General features: G+C 63.0%; 23 protein-coding genes. 11 read left to right on the forward strand and 12 right to left on the reverse strand.

Going from position 1 to position 21,472, the window contains the following annotated elements:
• Window positions 1-250: 250 nt before the first annotated feature.
• Window positions 251-517: a DUF1153 domain-containing protein gene (locus tag CCE89_RS01530; protein WP_086436276.1), complete on the forward strand. Its 267-nt coding sequence runs from the start codon at window positions 251-253 to the stop codon at window positions 515-517.
• A gap of 43 nt (window positions 518-560) precedes the next feature.
• Here the strand turns inward: CCE89_RS01530 and CCE89_RS01535 are convergent, their stop codons facing one another.
• Complete coding sequence (locus CCE89_RS01535; protein WP_086436277.1) at window positions 561-839, reverse strand: HNH endonuclease; 279 nt, start codon at window positions 837-839, stop codon at window positions 561-563.
• Window positions 836-2,194: a bifunctional UDP-N-acetylglucosamine diphosphorylase/glucosamine-1-phosphate N-acetyltransferase GlmU gene (gene glmU / locus CCE89_RS01540; RefSeq protein ID WP_086436278.1), complete on the reverse strand. Its 1,359-nt coding sequence runs from the start codon at window positions 2,192-2,194 to the stop codon at window positions 836-838. Before glmU ends, CCE89_RS01535 begins: the two co-directional genes overlap by 4 nt.
• Window positions 2,195-2,268: 74 nt before the next feature.
• Between glmU and CCE89_RS01545 the strand changes: the two genes are divergently transcribed.
• The 3 genes from CCE89_RS01545 (at window position 2,269) to CCE89_RS01555 (ending at window position 5,163) form a co-directional block, all read left to right on the forward strand.
• A complete protein-coding gene (locus CCE89_RS01545; RefSeq protein WP_086436279.1) occupies window positions 2,269-2,964 on the forward strand; it encodes an HAD hydrolase-like protein in 696 nt (231 codons plus the stop codon).
• A 114-nt stretch (window positions 2,965-3,078) separates the two neighbouring features.
• Window positions 3,079-4,008 carry an SDR family NAD(P)-dependent oxidoreductase gene (locus CCE89_RS01550; RefSeq protein WP_086436280.1) on the forward strand — a complete coding sequence of 310 codons (930 nt, stop codon included), beginning with the start codon at window positions 3,079-3,081 and terminating at the stop codon, window positions 4,006-4,008.
• Window positions 4,009-4,077: 69 nt separating this feature from the next.
• The gene (locus CCE89_RS01555; RefSeq protein WP_086436281.1) at window positions 4,078-5,163 is read left to right on the forward strand and encodes a hypothetical protein; all 1,086 of its coding nucleotides are present in this window, start codon (window positions 4,078-4,080) and stop codon (window positions 5,161-5,163) included.
• A gap of 74 nt (window positions 5,164-5,237) precedes the next feature.
• On the opposite strand, the gene CCE89_RS01560 is transcribed toward CCE89_RS01555, so the two are convergent.
• Genes CCE89_RS01560 through CCE89_RS01575 form a run of 4 tightly spaced genes read right to left on the reverse strand, consistent with a single transcriptional unit; the run spans window position 5,238 to window position 8,243 of the window.
• Window positions 5,238-5,600, reverse strand: a complete 363-nt coding sequence (locus CCE89_RS01560) for a DUF2794 domain-containing protein (protein WP_234989881.1) — start codon at window positions 5,598-5,600, stop codon at window positions 5,238-5,240.
• Window positions 5,600-6,307 carry a serine O-acetyltransferase EpsC gene (epsC, locus tag CCE89_RS01565; RefSeq protein ID WP_086436283.1) on the reverse strand — a complete coding sequence of 236 codons (708 nt, stop codon included), beginning with the start codon at window positions 6,305-6,307 and terminating at the stop codon, window positions 5,600-5,602. Before epsC ends, CCE89_RS01560 begins: the two co-directional genes overlap by 1 nt.
• 26 nt (window positions 6,308-6,333) lie before the next feature.
• Window positions 6,334-6,942: a P-loop NTPase family protein gene (locus CCE89_RS01570; protein ID WP_086436284.1), complete on the reverse strand. Its 609-nt coding sequence runs from the start codon at window positions 6,940-6,942 to the stop codon at window positions 6,334-6,336.
• 11 nt (window positions 6,943-6,953) lie between these two features.
• Window positions 6,954-8,243, reverse strand: a complete 1,290-nt coding sequence (locus CCE89_RS01575) for a heavy-metal-associated domain-containing protein (protein WP_234989882.1) — start codon at window positions 8,241-8,243, stop codon at window positions 6,954-6,956.
• 69 nt (window positions 8,244-8,312) lie between these two features.
• Here CCE89_RS01575 and purM point away from each other — a divergent pair, with 69 nt between their 5' ends.
• From purM to CCE89_RS01590, 3 genes are read left to right on the forward strand one after another with little or no spacing between them, the layout of a single operon-like run.
• The gene (gene purM / locus CCE89_RS01580) at window positions 8,313-9,410 is read left to right on the forward strand and encodes a phosphoribosylformylglycinamidine cyclo-ligase (RefSeq protein ID WP_086436285.1); all 1,098 of its coding nucleotides are present in this window, start codon (window positions 8,313-8,315) and stop codon (window positions 9,408-9,410) included.
• Window positions 9,403-10,389, forward strand: coding sequence for a phosphoribosylglycinamide formyltransferase (purN, locus tag CCE89_RS01585; RefSeq protein ID WP_268762203.1), 987 nt, complete (start codon window positions 9,403-9,405; stop codon window positions 10,387-10,389). The genes purM and purN overlap by 8 nt, the downstream gene beginning before the upstream one ends.
• A 2-nt stretch (window positions 10,390-10,391) precedes the next feature.
• Window positions 10,392-11,600, forward strand: coding sequence for a sulfotransferase family protein (locus CCE89_RS01590; RefSeq protein ID WP_086436286.1), 1,209 nt, complete (start codon window positions 10,392-10,394; stop codon window positions 11,598-11,600).
• On the opposite strand, the gene mddA is transcribed toward CCE89_RS01590, so the two are convergent.
• The 6 genes from mddA to CCE89_RS01620 all read right to left on the reverse strand — a co-directional run bounded on the left by mddA (window position 11,597) and on the right by CCE89_RS01620 (window position 15,735).
• Window positions 11,597-12,334 (reverse strand): methanethiol S-methyltransferase, encoded by a 738-nt coding sequence (mddA, locus tag CCE89_RS01595; RefSeq protein ID WP_234989883.1) that lies wholly within the window; start codon window positions 12,332-12,334, stop codon window positions 11,597-11,599. The two genes, CCE89_RS01590 and mddA, sit on opposite strands and share 4 nt — an antisense overlap.
• Before the next feature lie 191 nt (window positions 12,335-12,525).
• A complete protein-coding gene (gene ndk / locus CCE89_RS01600) occupies window positions 12,526-12,948 on the reverse strand; it encodes a nucleoside-diphosphate kinase (RefSeq protein WP_086436288.1) in 423 nt (140 codons plus the stop codon).
• 90 nt (window positions 12,949-13,038) lie between these two features.
• On the reverse strand, window positions 13,039-13,539 hold the full coding sequence (locus tag CCE89_RS01605; RefSeq protein WP_086436289.1) for a hypothetical protein: 501 nt from the start codon (window positions 13,537-13,539) through the stop codon (window positions 13,039-13,041).
• A 59-nt stretch (window positions 13,540-13,598) separates the two neighbouring features.
• Window positions 13,599-14,033: a DNA polymerase III subunit chi gene (locus CCE89_RS01610; RefSeq protein WP_086436290.1), complete on the reverse strand. Its 435-nt coding sequence runs from the start codon at window positions 14,031-14,033 to the stop codon at window positions 13,599-13,601.
• Window positions 14,030-14,191, reverse strand: coding sequence for a DUF2256 domain-containing protein (locus CCE89_RS01615; protein ID WP_086436291.1), 162 nt, complete (start codon window positions 14,189-14,191; stop codon window positions 14,030-14,032). The genes CCE89_RS01610 and CCE89_RS01615 overlap by 4 nt, the downstream gene beginning before the upstream one ends.
• 77 nt (window positions 14,192-14,268) lie before the next feature.
• Window positions 14,269-15,735 carry a leucyl aminopeptidase gene (locus CCE89_RS01620; RefSeq protein WP_086436292.1) on the reverse strand — a complete coding sequence of 489 codons (1,467 nt, stop codon included), beginning with the start codon at window positions 15,733-15,735 and terminating at the stop codon, window positions 14,269-14,271.
• 113 nt (window positions 15,736-15,848) lie between these two features.
• On the opposite strand from CCE89_RS01620, the gene CCE89_RS01625 reads away from it, so the two are divergent.
• From CCE89_RS01625 to rsmA, 4 genes are all read left to right on the forward strand, one after another.
• Window positions 15,849-18,155, forward strand: a complete 2,307-nt coding sequence (locus CCE89_RS01625; RefSeq protein ID WP_086436293.1) for an LPS-assembly protein LptD — start codon at window positions 15,849-15,851, stop codon at window positions 18,153-18,155.
• 142 nt (window positions 18,156-18,297) lie between these two features.
• Window positions 18,298-19,629, forward strand: a complete 1,332-nt coding sequence (locus CCE89_RS01630) for a peptidylprolyl isomerase (protein ID WP_086436942.1) — start codon at window positions 18,298-18,300, stop codon at window positions 19,627-19,629.
• On the forward strand, window positions 19,626-20,654 hold the full coding sequence (gene pdxA, locus CCE89_RS01635) for a 4-hydroxythreonine-4-phosphate dehydrogenase PdxA (protein ID WP_086436294.1): 1,029 nt from the start codon (window positions 19,626-19,628) through the stop codon (window positions 20,652-20,654). The genes CCE89_RS01630 and pdxA overlap by 4 nt, the downstream gene beginning before the upstream one ends.
• The gene (rsmA, locus tag CCE89_RS01640) at window positions 20,647-21,468 is read left to right on the forward strand and encodes a 16S rRNA (adenine(1518)-N(6)/adenine(1519)-N(6))-dimethyltransferase RsmA (RefSeq protein ID WP_086436295.1); all 822 of its coding nucleotides are present in this window, start codon (window positions 20,647-20,649) and stop codon (window positions 21,466-21,468) included. The genes pdxA and rsmA overlap by 8 nt, the downstream gene beginning before the upstream one ends.
• Window positions 21,469-21,472 lie beyond the last annotated feature (4 nt).

Consider the following 21,472-nt stretch of genomic DNA (forward strand, 5'->3'; position numbering starts at 1 on the left):
TTTTTGCAAGTTGTTCCGGTTGCCGCCGAATCGCATCTTCGGTGGCGAGACTTCGGACGGGCAGAGCGGATCTGCAGGCTGATACGTAAGCTAATCATGGCAACTACTTAGGAGAGGAAACGGCTCGTCTCGCATGAAAAACGGTTCGGGTGCTTAACCCGATCTCAACCATGGACGGTAAGTCGAAATTAACTCTCAGAACCCAGCTTTGAAGCCAACGGGGGGCCAAAAAACTGTTGGAGAACACACAATGCCATATGCCCCCCATGAAACCGTATCGGACGCGATCAAGCGTGCCGGCCTGCCCAAGGATCACGACATCCACTGGTCTGCGGCCCGCAAGGAAGAGGTCGTTCGCGCCGTCCGCGACAAGCTGATCTCATTCGACGAAGCGCGCTGGCGCTACCTCCTCAGCAAGAGCGAGTTCGAAAGCTGGGCCGAGCAGGTCGACCGTCGTGAACGGCGCAAGCAGGCCGTCCCGATGCGCAAGCGTCCGCTGGTCCTCGAAGACGCCTAGGTAATTTCAGGTACCCCTGAACCCTAAAGAAGCCGCCCGCTTCCTAACGCCGTGTCCTGGTCGGCGCATGGAAGTCGGGCGGTTTGTCTTTCACCCATTCGACGAATTTGGCGAGCGCTTCGTTCTCTAGTAGCGCTGCCCGATCTTCTCCCATCCGCATCAATTGCGCGTTGGTGAAGTTGGCGTGGATAGCGCGGTGGCAGATCGGGTGGACCGGCACGGTCTCGCGGCCTTTCTTGGCCTTCGGCACGGGATGATGCCGCTGAACCTTTCGCCCGAGCGGACGTTCGCACAGCCAGCAGGGGAGCGTTTCTTCGCTCAACCCTTCTTCTCTGCGGCCTTCTTCCTTTTCATCGTGTCATGGAAGCGGTCGGCCCAGCCGGGTTTGACGATCTGCTCGCCGCGCACCATGCGCAAATCTCCATCACCAACGTCGCGGCTCACCGCGCTACCTGCGGCGACGATCGCATCCTTGCCGATCTTTACCGGCGCGATCAGCGAACTGTTGGACCCGATGAAGGCGCGCTCACCGATCTCGGTCTTGTATTTGAAATAGCCGTCGTAATTGCAGGTAATCGTGCCCGCGCCGATATTCGCGCCAGCACCCACCGTCGCATCGCCCAGATAGGTAAGGTGGCTCGCCTTGGCTCCCGGACCGAGCGTCGCGTTCTTCATCTCGACGAAGTTACCGACGAAGCTGCCTTCCTTCATCACCGCACCGGGCCGCAGGCGCGCATAGGGGCCGGCCTGCGCGCCCTTGTGGAGCGTCGCGCCCTCCAGATGGCTGAAGCTCTTGATATGAACGCCGTCATCGACAGTCACGCCGGGGCCGAACACCACGTGCGGGTCGATCGTCACGTCGCGGCCCAGCTTGGTGTCGAAGCTGAAGAACACGGTTTCGGGCGCGCGCAAGGTCGCGCCCTCGGCCATGGCCTCTTCGCGGCGGAAGGCCTGCCATTGCGCCTCTGCCTGCGCGAGTTCGGCGCGAGAGTTGATGCCGGCGACCTCGTTCGGATCGTCGGTCGTGACGGCAGCGCAGACCCGACCGTCCTGGATCGCGATATTGACGATGTCCGGCAGGTAATACTCACCCTGCGCATTGTCGTTTCCGACCCGGTCGAGCAGCGCCCAAAGGTCCTTCGCCCTGGCCGCCATCAGCCCGGAATTGCACAGGCGGCAGGCGCGCTCTTCCTCGCTCGCGTCCTTGAATTCGACCATCTTGCTGATCGCGCCGTCGCCGTCCGCGATGACCCGGCCATATTGCAGCGCATCCTCCGGCTCGAAGCCGAGCACGACCGCTGCAGGCGCATCTTCCGCGTTCAAACGATCGAGCATCGCCTGCATGGTAGCCGCGCGGACGAAAGGCACATCGCCATAGAGGATCAGCACATCGCCATCGAAGCTGCCGAGCGGCGATTGCGCTTGTTGCACAGCATGGCCGGTGCCCAGCTGCGGTTCCTGCAGGCAAGTCTGCGCCCTGCCCTCGACCGCCGCCTCGATCTGCTCGCGTCCTGCGCCGACGACCACGACCTTGTGCGCGGGGGCGAGTTCATCGACGGAAGCCATCAGATGGTCGAGCATCGCGCGCCCGGCAATCGGGTGGAGCACCTTGTGCAGATCGCTCTTCATTCGTGTACCCTTGCCCGCGGCGAGGATGATGGCGGCAAAATCGGTCATGTCGTCTCCAGCTTTGATGGGGCAATGCCACCAAACGCTTGCGGTTTGAAGCACCATCGGCCACCTGATCCCCCATGTCCGATTTTCCTTTCGCCGGCGTAGGCTTCGACCTCGATGGCACTCTGCTCGACACCTATCGCGATCTTGGCGCAGCGGTGAACCATGCGCTCGAACTGGGCGGCTTCGATCCCGTACCGGTGGGCAGCAGCAAGGATCTCATCGGAGGCGGGGCCAAGATCATGCTCGCGCGGGCAGTCGATCAGCAAGGCGGCATGCCCGAAGACGAGTTTCGCAAACTCTACAAGGCCATGCTCGGCTATTATTCTGAGAACAACGCGGTTCACACCGAGCCGTACCCCCACGCCCGCGAGGTCATGGAAGAGCTTTCCAGTCGAGGCGTCCGGCTGGCGGTCGTCACCAACAAGTTCGAGGAGTTCGCGCGCTCGATCCTCGGCCAGCTCGATTTTCTCGGCCCCTTCGACACTGTCATAGGCGGCAATTCGCTCGGCAAGGGGCCGGACGGAAAATACCTCGCCAAGCCCGCGCCCGATCCGGTCCTGAAGGCACGCGAGGTATGCGGCGCCCACGAAGCAGGTCGCCGGTTCGTGTTCATCGGAGATAGTTCCTACGACGTCGCGGCGGCAAAGGGCGCGGAAGTGCCGGTCGTCGTCGCCGCCTACGGCTATTGCGACGCGCCGCCGCATGAATTGGGCGGCGATGCGGTAATCGATTCGCTCGATCGCCTGATTCCCGCCTTGGAATCACTGTAGGGACGGTTTTTGCCGCTACGACATCGCCACTCGCACAAGCGCCTGTTGCAACGCACAAGATAATTTGCCACGCAGCGCCCAGATTTACGCTTACGGAAAGTTTGGAGAGATCTCATGAGCATCGATTTCAAGGATAAGGTAGCCATCGTAACCGGCGCAGGCGGGGGCCTCGGCCGCGAGTATGCGCTCGAGCTTGCCCGCCGCGGCGCCAAGGTCGTGGTCAACGACCTCGGCGGATCGCGTGACGGCACCGGCCATTCGGACATGGCGCTCAAGGTGGTCGAGGAAATCGAGGCCATGGGCGGCGAGGCGATGTCGAACGGCGGCTCTGTCACCGAGTTCGAACAGATGGAAAAGATGGTTGCCGACGCCAAGCAGAAGTGGGGCGGTGTCCACATCGTCATCAACAATGCCGGCGTACTGCGCGACAAGACCTTCGCCAAGATGACGATGGAAGATTTCGAGTTCGTCGTCGACGTGCACCTCAACGGTTCGGCCAATGTGTCGAAGGCGGTGTGGGAAACCATGCGCGAGCAGGCCTATGGCCGCCTGCTGATGACCGCTTCGTCGACCGGCCTGTTCGGTAACTTCGGCCAGGCAAACTACGGCGCGGCCAAGCTCGGCCTCGCGGGCCTGACCAAGACGCTCCAGCTCGAAGGCGCGAAGTACAACATCAAGGTCAACACGATCTCGCCGGTTGCCGGTACGCGCATGACCGAAGACCTCTTCCCGGAAGAAGCCTTCAAGCTGTTCGACCCGGTAAACGTGGTCCCGGCTGCACTCTTCCTCGTCAGCGAAGACGCCCCGACCAATGCCATCGTCGGCGCGGGTGCAGGCGGCTTCCACAGCGCATGGACCGTGATGAACGATGCTGTCTGGCTGAAGGACGAAGATCGCACGGTCGAAGGTTTCGCGGCGAACTGGGACAAGATCAGCGAGTTCTCGAACCTCAGCGCGCCGCAGAGCGGCAGCGAGCAGAGCGCCAACATTCTCAAGGCAATGCAGAAGGTTACCGGCACCGGACCGTCCTCGGCTCGCGGCTAAATCCTCACTGTATTGACACAGTAACACACTGGGCGTAGCTTTCCCTCATCAACAGGGAGAGTTACGCCCATGTACACAGAAGACGACCTGCGCACTGCCGTCGCCAGTGGCGCGATAAGTGCCGATGCTGCCGACGCACTGCGCCAATCGGTCCGCGCGAGCCGGGAGGCTCCCGCCACCGACGAAGAGCATTTCCGGCTCATCAATAGCTTCAACGATATTTTCGTGACCATCGCCGCCGTGCTGCTGCTGGTCGCGATGGCCGGCATCGGCCAGGTGTTCACGCCCAACATCGACGGCCCGCCCCCCTTCTCCGGCCTGCTCGTCGCAGCGGCTGCCTGGGGCATGGCCGAATATTTCACCCGCAAACGCCGCATGGCGCTGCCAAGCATCGTGCTGCTCCTCGCCTTCGTCGGCGGGGTTTTCGTGACACTGATCGGGTTCGTCATCCTCGGGATCGGTAGCGACAATTTCAACGATGCGAACCAGACGCTTGCCGGATTGCTGATTTCAGGCTCGGCTCTGGCGACAGCGGTCGCAGCTTACGTCCACTGGAAGCGGTTCATGGTGCCCATCACCGTGGCCGCAGGCGCCGCGGCCGTTGCCGTGACAGCCATAGCGCTTATCGTCACGGCAATCGGCCCGGCGACCATCGGCAATCCGGAAGTGGTATTCATGCCGCTGGTCTTTGTCGCAGGCCTTGCGATCTTCGCTCTCGCCATGCGGTGGGACATCAGCGACATCGCAAGGCAGACGCGCCGCAGCGATGTGGCCTTCTGGCTGCACCTGCTTGCAGCCCCGATGATCGCACACCCGCTGTTCCACTGGCTCGGCGTAACCGAGGGTCAGAACATCGGCGTTGCCGCCGCCATCGGCGTGCTGGTGGTCTATGTCGCAATGGGTCTCGTCGCGCTGGCGATCGATCGCCGTGCGCTGCTGGTCTCGGCGCTCGCCTACGTCCTGTTCGCGCTCGGTTCGCTGTTCGAACGGTTTGGCGCGGTCGAGCTCAACGTGGCGTTGACGGCGCTCGTGATCGGCTCCGCCCTGCTCACGCTATCAGCCTTCTGGTCGCCGATCCGCCGCGTGGTTGTCGACCGGTTACCCGGCGACGTTCACACCCGACTGCCCACGACCATGGCGCTGCAGGCAAGCTGACACAATACTCTCCAGGACGGGAGTACGAAGGGCTCGCGCAGCACGCGCGGGCCCTTTTCAATTGCACGTTGCCGCTAGTCGATCGCCTTGACCAGGCGCCGTTCGACCGGTGCGAGAACGCCTGCGAGCTCGTGGCCACGCTTCAAGACCTGTCCGTGCTCGCCGAACAGCGTCCACATGCCCTGGCGGCCGCGCAAAGCGGGCCTCTTTTCAATTCGTGTCTGGGGACGCTCGGCTGTCCGGCGGAAGGCGGCGAAACTCGCGCAATCCTTGTCGAAGTTCATCGCGTAATCGCGCCATTCACCGGCCGCGACCATGCGGCCATAGAGATCGAGGATGCGCTGCAATTCCTCGCGCACGAAACCGACCTGATTTGGGCGGCGGCCCGGGAACGCAATAACCGAGCCTGCCTGGCCCGAGTTCATTCTACTCGACATCAATCGTCTGTCCCGCTGCGGCGCGGTGTGACATCGTTCTGGCCCGCTCGGGCTGATTTGAGCGCTTCGATCTCGGCCCGCAGACCCTTGAGCTCTCCTTCGAGCTTCTCGATACAGTCGATCCGATTGCCCTCGGCATCTTCGCAGGAAGGCGTGCCATAGGGGATGAACTCCTTCACCCACTCTTCAGCCGGAACCAGCGTGGAACGCGCCTTGAGGCCGACCATTGTCGCGCCTTCGGGCACATCCTCCATCACGACGGCATTGGCACCCACACGGGCCCGTTCGCCAACGGTGATGGGTCCGATTATCTGCGCGCCGGAACCGATGATGACATTGTCCTCTATCGTGGGATGACGCTTGCCGCCCTTGCCGCTGGTCGGGTTGGTGCCGCCCAGAGTGACACACTGATAGATCGTGACATTGTCGCCGATCTCGGCGGTTTCGCCAATGACGGTGAAGCCGTGGTCGATGAAGAAATTCTTCCCGATTTCAGCGCCGGGATGGATGTCGATCGCGGTCAGAAAACGAGAAATGTGATTGATGACCCGTGCGAGGAAATAGAGCTTCGCCTCGAACAGCCAGTGCGCAATCCGGTGGAAGAACAGCGCCCAGGCGCCTGGATACAAAAGGATTTCCCAGCGCGAACGCGGAGCCGGGTCGCGCGCCTGCACGGAGTCGAGATAGCTGGTCAGCTTCGCGAACATGTCACATTACTCCCACCAAAAGAGCGTCAAAGCAAGCGCGCCTGCTCCGGCCCCTGGACCTGATCCAATGCATCCCTCCAGATCGACATGGTGGGCGGAGCCTTTCGTTCAAGGCTGAGACGGTCGATCGTCGCGACAAGTTTTTCTATTCCCGCGAAACTGCGCTCTACGCGCGGGACGAGATAGCTGGTGGCCCCCTCGCCCAGCGCCAGCCCGTGCTGAAGCGCCAGGCTCTCGATCAATTGCGCAACCATTTCATCATCGGGCGTACCGATTTCCAGCTGGAGCGATCCGCCAAGTCGCGATCGCAAATCCGGCAGCGCAATCTCCCAAGGCTGGGCGTCAGAGATCAGCAAGAGCGGTTCACCGCTTTCCTGCGCAGCGTTCCAGCGATGGAACAGAGTATCCTCGGGCCGACTGTCCGCCCCGTCGATCACGGTTACACCCTGCCCTTGCGCCCACTTGCCGAGCAGGCTCTTGCCCGAACGCGGCGGCCCCGTGAGCACGGCCGTGTGGAACGGCCAGCGCGAAGGATCGGACAGCGCCTCGTACACAGCCAAATTGGCATTGCCGATGACGATCCGTTCGGGATCGGAACCGGCCCTGAGGTCAAGAGGGAGCGCGATCTGCGACATCGCCGCCGTCCTTAGCGTGAAATGGCGAGCGCGTTCGAGCCCTGCTGCACGGTGAAGCCGCGCTGGCGCAGCACGTCTGCCAACTGATCGAGTGTGCCGCCGAAGGTGACGCTCATCACCGAAGTGCCGCCGATCGCGAGGCTGGTGGTGACCGCTCCGCGAACGCCGGGGGTGCCGCGCACCGCCGCCAGCGTCGCATCGATGGCCGCCGCATCGGGGCTTGCGAATTGGACGACGTAATTGTTCGAGACCACGGGCGCCTGTGTCGGAGCGGCATCCGGAGTCTCGCTCGTCGATGTCTCGGCACCGTCATCACCTTCTGCAGCACCGGCGTCGCGCCGCTGGATCGCGCGTCCGATTTCAATCAGGCGTTGGAGCGCCGGATCGATGTCACCGCTGCCGAGCGAAAGCGTCGGGTCGGGCCGCAATTTGCCGTTGGCGAGTGCTTCTTCGTAGATGTCGTCGAAACGCCGGACGGCCTGATCGAGCATTCCAGGCAGCTCGCGCGCGTTGTCGGCTTCCATGGTGAAGCTCGCGAGATAGCGGCTGTCAGGGCCATATCGCGCGGTAAAATCACCTGTCACAGGCCCGCCCGGATATTGATAGTGGAGCCTTGCCACCGGCACGAGCACGTCTGCGGCCGAAAACTGATCGAGAACATTGCGCCACCAGATGCGGCTTCGGCGTCCGGTCTGGCCATAAGTCAGAAGCAGCGATTCGCCGCCTGCGCCCGATGGCCGCACATAATCGATCCGGCTGGTGCCCGGATTGAACTCTGCCCAGGCGCGCTGCCACGGGTTGCGAACCTCATACATGGTATAAGTACCGGCGGTCATGGTGACCGGCAGAAGCAGCATCGGGGCCGAGCGACTCGCCTGGTCGCCGCGCCCGAGATAGCCGCCTGCGCGCGTCCGGTCGAAGATCACGCCGAGCGTCGCAATATAGCGCTTGGGTCCGATCCGTTCGCGTTCGATGACGACTGCGGAGACAAGGCCGCTCAGCTGACCGTCGGAGATGTCCGGGCCGCCCAGCTTCTCCCACGCCTTGCGCTGTGCCTCTTCCCAGCCCTTCTGTCGCGCTTCTTCCGCGCTATCGGCGGTTACGTCGACTTCGATCCCGCCAACGTCGATATCGCTGCTCGAGACGACCGGCGCGATGCCTCGATCGCCCGCGACCTGCGCCAGCAGCGCGGCAACGCCGAGCGCCAGCGCGACGAACCCGGCGACCACCCACAAGAGGCGGAACGCTGGTCTTTCCAGCGGCAGTTGCGACAGGCGCGGGAGGTTTTGTGAAACAGGCATCGGGGAAAACAGCGCGCCTTTTGCCGAAAGCGACGTGCGATTCCAAGCGCTATTGCCTAAAGGACCGGCATGAGTGGCAAGAATTCACCATATACCTATGCGCAGGCGGGCGTTTCGATCGAAGCGGGAAATGCGCTGGTCAAGGCTATCGGCCCGTTGGTCAAGGCGACGGCGCGCCCCGGCGCAGACAGCGAAATTGGCGGTTTCGGCGGGTTTTTCGACCCCAAAGCGGCAGGTTACAACGATCCGCTGCTGGTAGCGGCGAATGACGGCGTGGGCACCAAGCTGAAGCTCGCGATAGATTATGACCGACATGACACTGTCGGAATCGATCTCGTCGCAATGTGCGTCAACGATCTGATCGTTCAGGGAGCAGAGCCGCTTTTCTTCCTCGACTACTTCGCCACCGGAAAGCTTGAGAACGGGATCGCCGAACGGGTGATCGCGGGCATCGCCGGTGGGTGTAAACAGGCCGGTTGCGCGCTGATTGGCGGAGAAACCGCGGAAATGCCCGGAATGTATGCGGCAGGTGACTACGATCTCGCCGGCTTTTGCGTCGGCGCGGTCGAGCGCGGCGAGCAATTGACCGGAGAGAGGGTCGCGCCCGGTCACGTCCTGATCGGACTTGCGTCCTCGGGCGTCCATTCCAACGGCTATTCGCTTGTGCGCCGCCTGGCGGAAGACAAGGGCTGGAAGCTCGACCGCCCGGCGTTGTTCGACGCCGACCGCCTGCTGATCGACGCACTGATAGAGCCGACGCGGATTTACGTCGCGAGCCTGATGCCGCTGATTCGCGAGGGGCTTATCGATGCTCTCGCGCATATCACCGGCGGCGGACTGCTCGAGAACATTCCACGCATTCTGCCCGAAGGTGCACATGCGAAAGTCGACGCCGATAGCTGGGATCAGCCGCGCCTGATGGCGTTCCTGCAGGCGCAAGGCGCGATCGAACCTGGCGAAATAGCCCGCACCTTCAACTGCGGTGTCGGCATGGTGCTGGCAGTCGAGCCGGGTAAGGTCGATGCCGTGCTCGCACGGCTTGGTGAGGCGGGCGAAACGGCCTTCACGGTCGGCGCAATCGAGGCGGGCGAGCGTGGCTGCACGGTCAGCGGCTCGCAGGGCACCTGGAGCGCGACCGAGGCTTGGGAGGCGCAGCATCTTGCCTGACGCCGCGCAGCAGCCGGACCAGCAAAGAGCCCGCGTCGCGGTCTTCATATCCGGCAGCGGCAGCAATATGGCCGCGCTGCTCTATGCCAGCCGCCAGCCGGGTGCCGCTTACGAGATCGTGCTGGTCGCCAGCAACGAACCGCATGCAGGCGGACTGGCGATTGCCGAGGCGGAAGGCGTGCCGACCTTCTCGCTATCGCATAAGGGAATGAAGCGCGCCGAGCACGATGCCGCGATGGAGAAAGCCGCCAAAGACGCAGGCGCCGACTATATCGCGCTAGCGGGCTATATGCGCATCCTCGACGAAGGTTTCGTCAATCGCTGGGCCGGAAGGATGCTCAACATCCACCCCTCCCTCCTGCCCAAGTACAAGGGTCTCGACACGCATAAGCGCGCGCTGGAGGCGGGTGACACGGTTGCGGGCGCATCGGTCCATGTCGTCACGCCCGAACTCGACGATGGCGAGATCCTCGGTCAGGCCGAAGTCGCGGTGATTCCCAATGACACGCCTGCAACGCTGGCTGGCCGCGTGCTTATCGCAGAGCACCAGCTCTATGGGCGCGTCCTGCAATCCTATGTTTCGCGACCTTTCCGCGCCGACTGGCTGCTGAAACGCGTCCGCAAGCTCGCCCTCGCTCTGCCGGAGGCCGAAGAGCGCGAGAGCCACGGCGCGCCCGGTTGGCGCACCGGCGGCAAGAGCGGCAAGTATTTCGCCTATTTCAGCGACCGCCATCATGGCGAACCACAGATAGCCCTTCTCGCCAAGACGAGCGGTCAGGACGAACTCGCCGATCTGATCGCTCGCGATCCGGACGTGTTTTTCCGCCCCGCCTATTACGGTGCGAGCGGCTGGGTCGGGATCACGCTCAACCGCGCCGATACCGATTGGGAGCAAGTCGAACACTGGCTGCGACGTAGCTGGCAGGCGGTTGCGCCCAAACGCCTCACCAAATCGCTGACTGCAGCCGAGGAATTCTGACGATGCTGTGGTCGCGCGCTCCTGAACGTCCTCATCCGCTGGCCCGCGCACCGATCGTCGATCGGCTCGCGCGCTTCCTCGACAATGGCTGGAACAAGGGGTGGATGCCTCCACCCCCGCTCGATCCCGCAGAGTTGATGCGGCGCGGCAGCAAGGGGTTCACCGAGGCCGATCTCACCTTTGGCCGTTCGGTCGAAGACTGCGAAGATTTCGCGCTGCGGCTCGAGAAACTGTGCAAGGCGATCGATGCCGAAGCGCAGCTCAACGCGGTTGGCCGCGCCTTCGCATATGGGCTCATCACCCGCGCGATCGCGCAACGCCATGCGCTTGGCGCTCTGTGGCGCAAGCAACCCGGACTGCTGGAAACACCCATCGCACCGCCGATCATCGTGCTCGGCCAGATGCGCAGCGGGACCACCCGCATTCATCGCCTGCTCGCTGCCGATCCCGCGCATAGCGCAACACGCTTCTGCGACAGCTGGCATCCGGTGCCGGAAAAGCCCGATTTCCGCCCGCTGCGCGGCAGCTTCAAACTGTTCATTGCACGCACGCTCGACCCATGGATCGACATGCTCCATCCCTTCGGAGCGGCGCGGGCCGACGAAGAGCTTGGCTGGCTCGCCAGCGCGCTCGACCACTCGGCCTACGAGGCGCAATGGCACATCCCCTCCTACACCGCCTTCAGCGAAGCGCGCGATGCAGCGCCTGTCTATCGCGAGTTCGAGCGCTTGTTGCGAACCGACGCCGGGCAGCACGCCCATCACGAGCGGCCGCGCGTCCTGAAAGTGCCGCAGTTTACCGAGGACCTGCCGTCGCTGCTCGATCGTTTTCCCGATGCGCGATTGGTGGTTTCGCGGCGCTGCAGCGATGAAACACACCGCAGCTCGGTCTCACTCGTAGCAAACCAGATGATCATCCAGTCCGATGCCGTGGACCTGCCCTGGATCGAGCAGGAGTGGCGGCGCAAGATCGCTTTGCGGCAAGCACGGCTGGAACAGTCTCTGGCTGGTTTTCCGGGCGCAGTCGCGGAGATCGACTTCGATCGGCTGGGCGAAGATTGGGAAGCCGAGATGTCTGCGGTTTATGACGCGCTCGGGCTCGAACTTACCGATAGCGCGCTCCACGCGATGCGCCGCGAGATGCAGGGCAGCGAGGGCGGCGCGCATGGCGCTCACGCCGCCCAGCTCGAACGGTTTGCCGCCGCGCGCTAGGCTTTCTTGCCGATACCCGGAATGAAAGCGCCGACCCGCTTGCGGTACTCGGCATATTCCTCACCGAAAACATCGAGCAGGTCGCGCTCCTCGTAAGCGATCCCGATCACGATATAGATCGTGAAACTTACCGCCGCGAGCAAGTGGCTATAGGTCATGTCCGGTGTTGCCCAGAAGGCGATGAAGAAGCCTGTATAGAGCGGGTGACGAACGGCCTTGTAGAACAGCGGCGTGCGCATGGTCGGCGCCGCTGCTCCCTGCCCCCGCATATGCAGCCAAGCCTGCTGCAGCCCGAACAGCTCGAAATGATTGAGCAGCCAGGTCGAGATGAACAATATGCCCCAGCCGATGAAGAACAGCGCCCAGATGGCAAGCCGCGCCGTCTCGTTCGCGACCGACCAGACGGTGCCTTCGATCGGGTGCCAGTATGCAAACATGATCGCGAGCACGGCGACAGTCGCAAGCAGGTAGAAACTGCGTTCGAGCGCCGGAGGAATGATCCGGGTCCATGCGCGCTTGAAGCCCTGGCGCGCCATCACCGAGTGTTGCACCCCGAACAGAGCGATCAGGCCGATGTCGATCAGTGCGGCGGTTAATGGCGCAGCGGACAGCCCGTCATCCACGCTGGTGGGCATGAATTCGAAGGCGCCGACCCATCCGACGAGGTAAAGAAAAGCGGCGAAAAAAGCGAAATAGCAGGCCACGGCGGCCAGCATTACGACAGCACGTCCCATAGCGTCTCTCCCACAAGACAGCGGTATGGCGACCCATGCGACTACGGCATCATACGATATTCGGAAGGAAAGACCGAATCAGGCGGTCAAATGTTTGGGAAGCAACGCTTTGAATGGTGCTGCGCGCAAAAGAAAAGGCCCCGCCGCGCCGTGCGGCAGGGCCCTTTGAACTCGCTGAGTCGCAAGAAACCTTAGCCGACGATTTCTTCGGGCTTGAAGAAGTAGTCGATCTCGATCTTCGCGTTTTCGTCGCTGTCCGAACCGTGGACCGAGTTGGCTTCGATCGATTCGGCGAAACACTTGCGGATCGTGCCTTCGTCGGCATCGGCCGGGTTGGTCGCGCCCATGATGTCACGGTTGCGCTTCACGGCGTCTTCGCCTTCGAGGACCTGCACGACGACCGGGCCGGAGATCATGAACTCGACGAGTTCACCGAAGAAGGGGCGTTCCTTGTGAACCGCGTAGAAGCCTTCGGCCTGTTCCTTGGTCATCTGGATACGCTTGGAAGCGACGACGCGCAGGCCGGCGTCTTCCAGCATCTTGGTGACCGCGCCGGTCAGGTTGCGGCGCGTGGCATCGGGCTTGATGATCGAAAAGGTGCGGGTAACCGCCATGATGATGTTCCTTGGATGTAGGGAGTATTGGGAATTGCGCGCGCCCCTAGCGCTGCTGGGGGCTTTGGGCAAGTCCCTCGCGCCGGGTGGCTAGCGTCCCAGCTTCTCGCCCACCATCAGCTGTGCGCTGGTCGTCTCTCCTTCGCGGCTGGCGTTGAGGGTAAAGGTTCGCCCGCTTTCACTCTCTCCGCCGAGCGTCTTGCCGCCATTGATCGACAATTCGACCTCGATCTCGATGCGGGCCGCCTCCGCCTGCTTGCGGTAGAAATCGGCGATGGCCTGAGGTTCTGCATCGCTCTGGAACATGATCATGGCACCGCGTGAATCGTCGAGCGAGAAGGTGGTGTTGTTGTTCACCTGCGCGCCCGGGAAAAGGGAGAAGCCCTCAGGCAAATCGACCGGTACGCTTTCGCCCGAGCGCATTGTGGCAACTCCATCTTCGGTGGTGATGGTGGCCGTGGTCTCGCCGCTTTTCTCGTCGATCGTGTAGCTCGACGTATCGAGATCCTCGGCTTCGGCGGTCTCGCTGGTCTCGGAGTTGCAGGCGGACAGGCAAAGAGCCGCGGTGAGGATTGCAATCGATCTGCGCATGATAATTGGCTCCCTGTTACTGTTCGCGCCACACGGCGAATAGCGTAGGCCGCGATCGATCAGGCGACCTTGACCCATTTGCCGCCGTCCTGGCGAAAGAACGCGCGTTCGAGGTCATCTTTCCCGTCGAGCGCGCGCCAGACATCCCGAGCCGCTTGGACCGTGTTGTCATCGAACAGCAGGAATGCGCGATCGAAACCTGCGGCATCGCGAAAAGTGCCGTCGGCATAGATCACATGGCTCGCGCCATTCGCCGCTTCGGTTTCACTGGAGAGCAGGATCGGCTGGCTGGCCGCGCCTTTGGCGCCGGCTTCGCCATTGGCGAGGAAGCTCTCGGGCCCGGCCTTCCACAATGCCCGCGAAATCGACCCGCGCTGTTCTTCATCGGCGCTGACGACCAGCAGGCGGTCGCCGGCGTCGAGCACGCGCTGGGCGATGAGCGCCACCACCTTCTCCGCCGGATCGCGGCTCAGTTGCCAGAAATCGATCTTCATGGTTTGGGCCTAGCGGACTTGCTTTCCCTCCGGCAACGCTCGGAACAGTATTTCACACTGTCCCAGTCACGCTCCCACTTCTTGCGCCAGGTGAAAGGCAAGCCGCATTGCGCACAAGTTTTGCTGGGCAGATCCGCCTTCTTGCGCATCCGTGGCATTGTTATCGTCCTACCGCTTCGCTGCTTGAGGACATGATTCTCGTCCTACCGCTTCGCTGCTTGGGGACGGAGAGAACCTACGCCCCGAGCGTGTTGCGCACGAAGCGGTCGAGCAGACGCACGCCGTAACCTGTCGCGCCCTTGCCCCAGGTCCGGCCCGGCTTGTCCGACCAGACCATGCCGGCGATGTCGAGGTGCGCCCAAGGCGTGTCGTTCTCGATAAATCGCTTGAGGAATTGTGCGGCGGTGATCGAACCGGCTTCGCGCGGTCCGATGTTCTTCATGTCCGAAATCGGCCCGTCGATCAGCTTGTCGTATTCCGGGCCGAGCGGCATGCGCCACAGCTTGTCGCCGACATTCTTACCCGCTTTCAGGAGGTCATCGGCAAGCATGTCGTCATTCGAGAACATGCCGCCGTGCTCGTGACCAAGAGCGATCAGCATCGCGCCGGTCAGGGTCGCAAGATCGACGATCCGCGAGGGCTTGAACTCGCGCTGGGTCCAGGTGAGCGCATCGCCCAGCACCAGTCGCCCCTCGGCATCGGTGTTGAGCACTTCAACCGTCTGGCCCGACATGGTGGTAACCACGTCACCGGGGCGCTGCGCCTTGCCATCGGGCATATTCTCGACAAGGCCGATCACGCCGACGATGTTGGCCTTGGCCTTGCGCTTGACGAGCGCGAGCATGGCGCCTGCAACGGCGCCGCCGCCGCCCATGTCCCATTTCATGTCCCACATGCCCGCGCCGGGCTTCAGCGAAATACCGCCGGTGTCGAAGGTCACTCCCTTGCCGACGAAGGCGATCGGAGCATCGCCATCCTTGCCGCCGCGCCACCGGATCGCGAGCAGGCGCGAAGGTTGCTCGCTGCCCTGCCCGACGCCGAGCAGCGCGCCCATGCCAAGCTCTTCCATCTGTGGTTCGTCGAGAATGATGAGCTCTGCGCCGGTGCCGGAGAAGCGCTCCTGACAACGGTGGACGAAGCTGACCGGATAGATCTTGTTGGCAGGCTCCGCGACCAGCTCGCGAGTGAACTCGACACCTTCCGCGACCGCTGACGTATCCGCCCAGGTCTCTTCGAGAACCTTGGGGTTTCCGACTACGGTAACCGTTTCAAGCGAGATCTTCTGATCGTCCTTCAGCTTGGTGCGATAGGCATCGTGGCGCCAGCAGCGCAGCCGCAGGCCGAGCAGCACGGCCGCCATCTCGTCGGAATCGAGCCCGCTGTCGGAGAAATCGACAACCAGCGATTTTTCGCCGGAGGTCATGTATTTCGCACCCAGAGCCGCGCCCGCTTTCTCGAGTCCCGCAGCGCGAACATCGTCGCTCGCCTTCGGGTCGCCGGCACCAGCCAGCGCGATGCGCATAACGTTCCCGCCCTTCGCGACGAAGGTTTCGAACAGTTGGCCTGCACCGCCCTTGAAGCGTGCCGCCCTGGCCCCTTCCCTTGTCGTGGCGTCGAGCCCGTCAGGAAGCCCTCCCTCGCTCACGATATGCGCAGTGATGCGCGTGTCGGAAGGAATGGCGTCGCTGAACTGGATCTGCATGGGAACTCCGGAATTCATCTATCTGGGTGTCTCGCGGGCGGTTTGCCGATGATGACGGCCCACACGCTGGAATGGCGATTGCGATTAGGCGCGAGCGGTGCGATAGGCAAGCCATGTCCCCGATCTCGCAGCCCTGCCTGCAAGCAATGCCCGGCCGCTTGTCCCGTTCCGCTGTAACAGCGCTTGTGCTGGGTGGGTCGCTGTGCATCGCGCCGTTTGCCGTGGCGCAGGATACCGCCCGCCAGCCCGAGGCCGAGGCGCAGCAAATTCCGGAAATTGAGCCGCAGGATACGCTTGAGACGGCTCAGGACCAGCCGAGCCGCCAGATCGATTTCGAAGCGCGCACGCTTTCCTACGACAACGAGAACGACGTGGTCACCGCAAGCGGCGACGTCGTCTTGCGGAGCGACGATCGCTCGGTCCGTGCCGACCAGGTTACCTGGGATCGCCGCAGCGGCGTCATCATGGCGAACGGCAACGTCCGCTTCGTCGATGAGGCGGGCAACCAGCTTTATACCGAAAGTGTCGAGCTGACCGACGAGTTCGAAGCAGGTGCGATGGACGACTTGCTGGTCGCCCTGCGCGCCGGGGGGCGGCTCGCGGCCCGCTCTGGCGAACGCGGGGAGGACGGCACGGTCATCCTTGCCGATGCGGCCTATAGCGCCTGTGCGGTGGTCGGGGCGGACGGCTGCCCCAAGAACCCGAGCTGGCGAATTACCGCGGACCGCGTGACTTACGATCCGGAGAACGACCGGATCAGCTTCAACGGCGCAGTGCTGGAACTGTTCGGCGCGCGCATCCTGCCGCTGCCCGGTCTGGCCGTGAGGACAGACGGCGCGGCTGTTTCCGGCTTCCTCGTCCCCGATTTGCGGGTTTCCGAAAGCAACGGCGTCGAAGTGTCGGGCGAATATTACTGGCGCATCGACGACAACAAGGACCTGACGCTCGGCACCTATCTCTATACCGAGGCCAATCCGATGGTGTCGGCGGAATGGCGCCACCTTACATCTCGCGGAGCCTATCAGATCACCGGCTATGCAACCCACAGCCGGCGCATCTCCGACTTTACCGGCGTTCCGACCAGCGAAGCCGATGCGCGCGGATACCTCTTTGCCAACGGTCGATTCCAGTTCACGCCCGAATGGAGCTTCACCGGTTCGGTGCGACTGGCGAGCGACCGCACTTTCCTGCGCCGCTATGACATCAGCCGGGATGACCGCTTGCGCTCGACCTTCGATCTCGAGCGGATCGACGACAACAGCTATTTCTCGCTGGCCGGTTGGGCGACACAGACCTTGCGGCTAGGCGCGCCGCAGGGCGAGGTGCCGGTCGCATTGCCCGCGATCGATTACCGCCTGCGGCTCGACGATCCGGTTCTGGGTGGAAAGATCCAGTTGCAGGCCAATTCGCTCAGCCTGGTGCGCAAGGATGGGCAGGACACACAACGCGCCTTCGTCGGGGCACAATGGGATCTGAAACGCCTGACGGGCATGGGACAGGTCGTCACGCTAACCAGTCTGGTGCGCGGCGATCTCTATCACTCCGATGGGAACTCTCTCACTTCGACCGCGATCTATCGCGGCAATCCGGGCTGGGAAACACGCGGCGTGGCGCTGGGAGCGATCGACGTCGAGTGGCCGTTCGTCGGCGAAGCCTTCGGCGGCACACAGGTGTTGAAACCGCGGCTGCAACTGGTCGCCACTCCTCCGATCAAAAATCTCGCGATTCCCAACGAAGATGCGCGCGCGATCGACCTGGAAGATTCGAACCTGTTCGCGCTCAATCGCTTCCCCGGTTACGACCGCGTCGAAGACGGCGTGCGGTTGACCTACGGCCTCGACTGGGAGCTGTTGCGACCCGGCTGGCGCGTGAAGACCACGGTCGGACAATCCTATCGCTTTGACCGCGATCCGGTGATCCTGCCCGATGGCACCGGGCTTTCAGAGCGCGTTTCGGACGTCGTCGGCAGGACCGAAGTGCGTTTCCGCGACCAGGTGAAGCTCACCCACCGCTTCCGGCTCGACAAGGACAATCTCGCCATTCGCCGCAACGAGTTCGATGCGACGCTCGGCAATGAGCGGACCTATGCGGAAATCGGCTATCTGCGGCTCAATCGAGATATCGATACGCTGGAGGACTTACAGGACCGCGAGGAATTGCGGGCCGCCGTGCGTGTCGCTTTCGCAGATTACTGGTCCGTCTTCGGCTCTGGGGTCTTCAATCTTACCGACCGGAATGAAGACCCGACCTTCGGTTCCGACGGGTTCGAACCGATCCGTACGCGGCTGGGCATTGCCTATCAGGACGACTGCCTCGAGTTCGGCCTCACATGGCGCCGCGACTATGTGACTGCGGGCGATGCCGAGCGCGGCGATACCTTCCAGTTGTTCTTCGCTCTGAGAAATCTGGGATTCCGCTGATCACCGGGCGTTGGCAGCGGCGTTTAAACGCGCTATCCGGCGCTCCGAAACTCAGCTTGCGTTAAGCCGGATCCAGCCAGTTCACTCGGCAATCCCGGCGCAAGGACCGCGCTGCAAACGGAATAATCGTGTGACTTTGAAGATGCTTTCGAAACTGTTCGTTCCTGCCACGGTGCTGGCTGCAGCCATGATGCCGGCCACCGTTTCGGCGCAGGCGTCTGCGGCGATCGAAGATCCGCTCGGCATTCCGCAGAACATCACTATCCTGGGCGAAGACGATCCCAACATTCGCACCGCGACCGCGATCGTCAACGGAACCGTGATCACGGGTACCGACGTCGATCACCGCGTGGCGCTCGTCACAGCGGCTTCGCAGAACGAGATCGCTGGCGAAGAGCTCCAGCGGCTGCGCATGCAGGTATTGCGCAACCTGATCGATGAGACGCTGCAGATACAGGCAGCGCAATCGCAGGAAGTGAATATTACTCAAGCGGATGTGGACGAAACCTACGCCCGCGTGGCAGCTCAGAACTTCGGCCAGAATACCGAAGCGATGGACGAGTACCTCAACAGTATCGGCTCCTCACCAGCCTCGCTCAAGCGACAGATTCAGGGGGAGCTTGCATGGCAGCGCCTCCTGCGCCGCAATATCGCGCCCTTCGTCAATGTTTCGGAGGAAGAGGTCAACGAACTGCTCAAGCGGCTCGAGGCATCGCGCGGCACGGACGAATATCGACTCGGCGAAATCTTCCTGTCGGCAACGCCTGAAAATCGCGAAACCGTGATGCGCAATGCTCAGCAGATCGTCGAACAGCTGCGTCAGGGCGGCAGTTTCGTCGCCTATGCGCGGCAGTATTCGGAAGCATCGACCGCCGCTGTCGGCGGTGACACGGGCTTCCTGCGTCTGGCCCAGCTGCCGGCGGAAATGAGTACCGCCATTCGCGAGATGCAAGCCGGACAGCTCGTAGGTCCGCTGGAGATTCCGGGCGGCTTCACGATCCTCTACCTGATCGACAAACGCCAGATCCTGATGGCCGATCCGCGCGATGCGATCCTCAGCCTCAAGCAGATTTCGCTGAACTTTCCCGCTGGCATCTCGGAAGCGGAAGCGGGCGCCCGTGTCGAGAGCTTCACCCAGGGCGTTCGCAGCATGCGCGGCTGCGGTGACGCCGATGCGGTGGCCGCCCAGCTCGGAGCGGATGTCGTCACCAACGACCAGATCCGCGCTCGCTCGCTGCCCGAACAGCTCCAGCCGCTCGTACTCAACCTGCAGGTCGGGCAGAGCACTCCGCCCTTCGGTTCGATCGAGGAGGGTGTTCGCGTCCTGATGCTGTGCGGCCGTGACGATCCGCAGGCAGAAGGTGGTCCGGATTTCGAGACGCTGATGGCTCAGCTCGAGGATGAGCGGGTCAACAAGCGCGCACAGCGCTACCTGCGCGACCTGCGCAACGACGCCTATATCGAGTACAATTGAGCGCGCAGCCCCATGCCCGGCCGCTCGCGGTCTCGCTCGGCGATCCAGCGGGTATCGGGCCCGAACTGATCGTCGAAGCCTGGGCGCGGCGCGATAAACACACGCTGGCACCGTTTGCCGTTGTCGGCGGCGCGAAGGTTCTGTCGAGCGCTGCCGAAAAGCGCGGGGTCGACTGCCCTATCGTCCCGATAGGCGATCTCGGAGAAGCGCATAGCGCGTTTGTCCAAGGGCTCCCCGTTTTGAGCGGCGGCGACAGCGAATATCGGCCCGGACATTGCGACGAGGCGGGTGCACAACTGGCGCTTGCCTCGCTCGAAGAGGGAACGCGGCTAGCGCGCGATGGAATCGCAAGCGCGCTCGTCACCGCGCCGATTGCGAAGTCACAGCTGGCGAAGGTCGGCTTCGTCCATCCCGGCCAGACCGAATATCTCGCTCATACCTGCGCGATGCCAGCGCGCGATGCCGTGATGATGCTGGCAGGGCCCAGCCTGCGCACGGTACCGCTCACCGTTCATTGTGCGCTCGCCGAAGTGCCCGGTCTGCTCAGCACCGACCTGATCGTCCACAAGGCGCGCATCGTGGCGCGGGCATTGGCAAGCGATTTCGGGATCGTGCGTCCGCGCCTCGCGCTTGCGGGGCTTAATCCGCATGCGGGTGAAGGAGGAAAGTTCGGCGACGAGGAAGAGCGGATCATCGAACCTGCCATCGCGCAGTTGCGCAGCGAGGATACCGACGCGACCGGTCCTCATCCCGCAGACGCGCTGTTCACGCCGCGCGCTCGCGCCAATTATCACGCGGCTCTCTGCATGTATCACGATCAGGCGCTGATCCCCTTGAAGGCGCTGGAGTTCGACGAGGGCGTCAATGTGACGCTCGGCCTGCCGATCGTGCGAACTTCACCCGATCACGGCACGGCATTCGACATTGCGGGAAAGGGCCTCGCCGATCCGGGCGCCATGATCGCCGCGATCCGCATGGCGGGCGAATGTGCCGCACGCCGCGCCATGAACAGCAGCAATGGCTGACCTGCCGCCCCTTCGCGAAGTGATCGCGCGCCACGGGCTGAGTGCATCGAAGGCGCTGGGCCAGAACTTCCTTTTCGACGAGCAATTGCTGGATCGCATCGCCGCGATCCCCGGCGATCTGTCAGGCAAAGCGGTGCTGGAGGTCGGCCCCGGCCCCGGCGGCCTCACTCGCGCCTTGCTGCGCGCCGGTGCCCGCGTCACCGCGATCGAGATGGACACGCGCTGCCTTCCGGCGCTCGAAGAACTGGGTGAGGCTTTTCCCGGCCAGCTCAAGGTTATCCAGGGTGATGCACTCAAAATGGATCACGCCGAGATCATGGGCGGCGAACCCTTCGCGGTGCTATCCAACCTGCCTTATAATGTCGGCACGGCGCTGTTCACCCGTTGGCTCGGCGGAGAAGAATGGCCTCCGCTCTGGACCTCGCTGACGCTGATGTTTCAGCAGGAAGTCGCGCAGCGGATCGTAGCTTCGCATGGCGGTTCAGCCTATGGGCGGCTTGCCGTCCTGGCGCAGTGGCGCGCGCGCGCCAAGCTCGCGATGAAGGTGCATCGCAGCGCCTTCACCCCGCCGCCCAAGGTGATGAGCGCCATCGTCCACGTCACGCCCACGGCCATGCCGAATGGGGTATCGGCGCGCACCCTCGAGCGCGTTACCGAAGCCGCCTTCGGACAGCGCCGCAAGATGCTGCGCCAGAGCCTCAAGTCGCTGCCCGGCGCGCTCGAAGCGCTTGATTCGCTTGGGATAGATCCGCAGCGGCGCGCCGAAACACTCTCGGTGGAAGAGTTCGTTTCGGTGGCGCGGGCACTTGGTTAATTTC

Source organism: Altererythrobacter xiamenensis (genome assembly GCF_900177715.1).
GTDB lineage: Bacteria > Pseudomonadota > Alphaproteobacteria > Sphingomonadales > Sphingomonadaceae > Erythrobacter > Erythrobacter xiamenensis.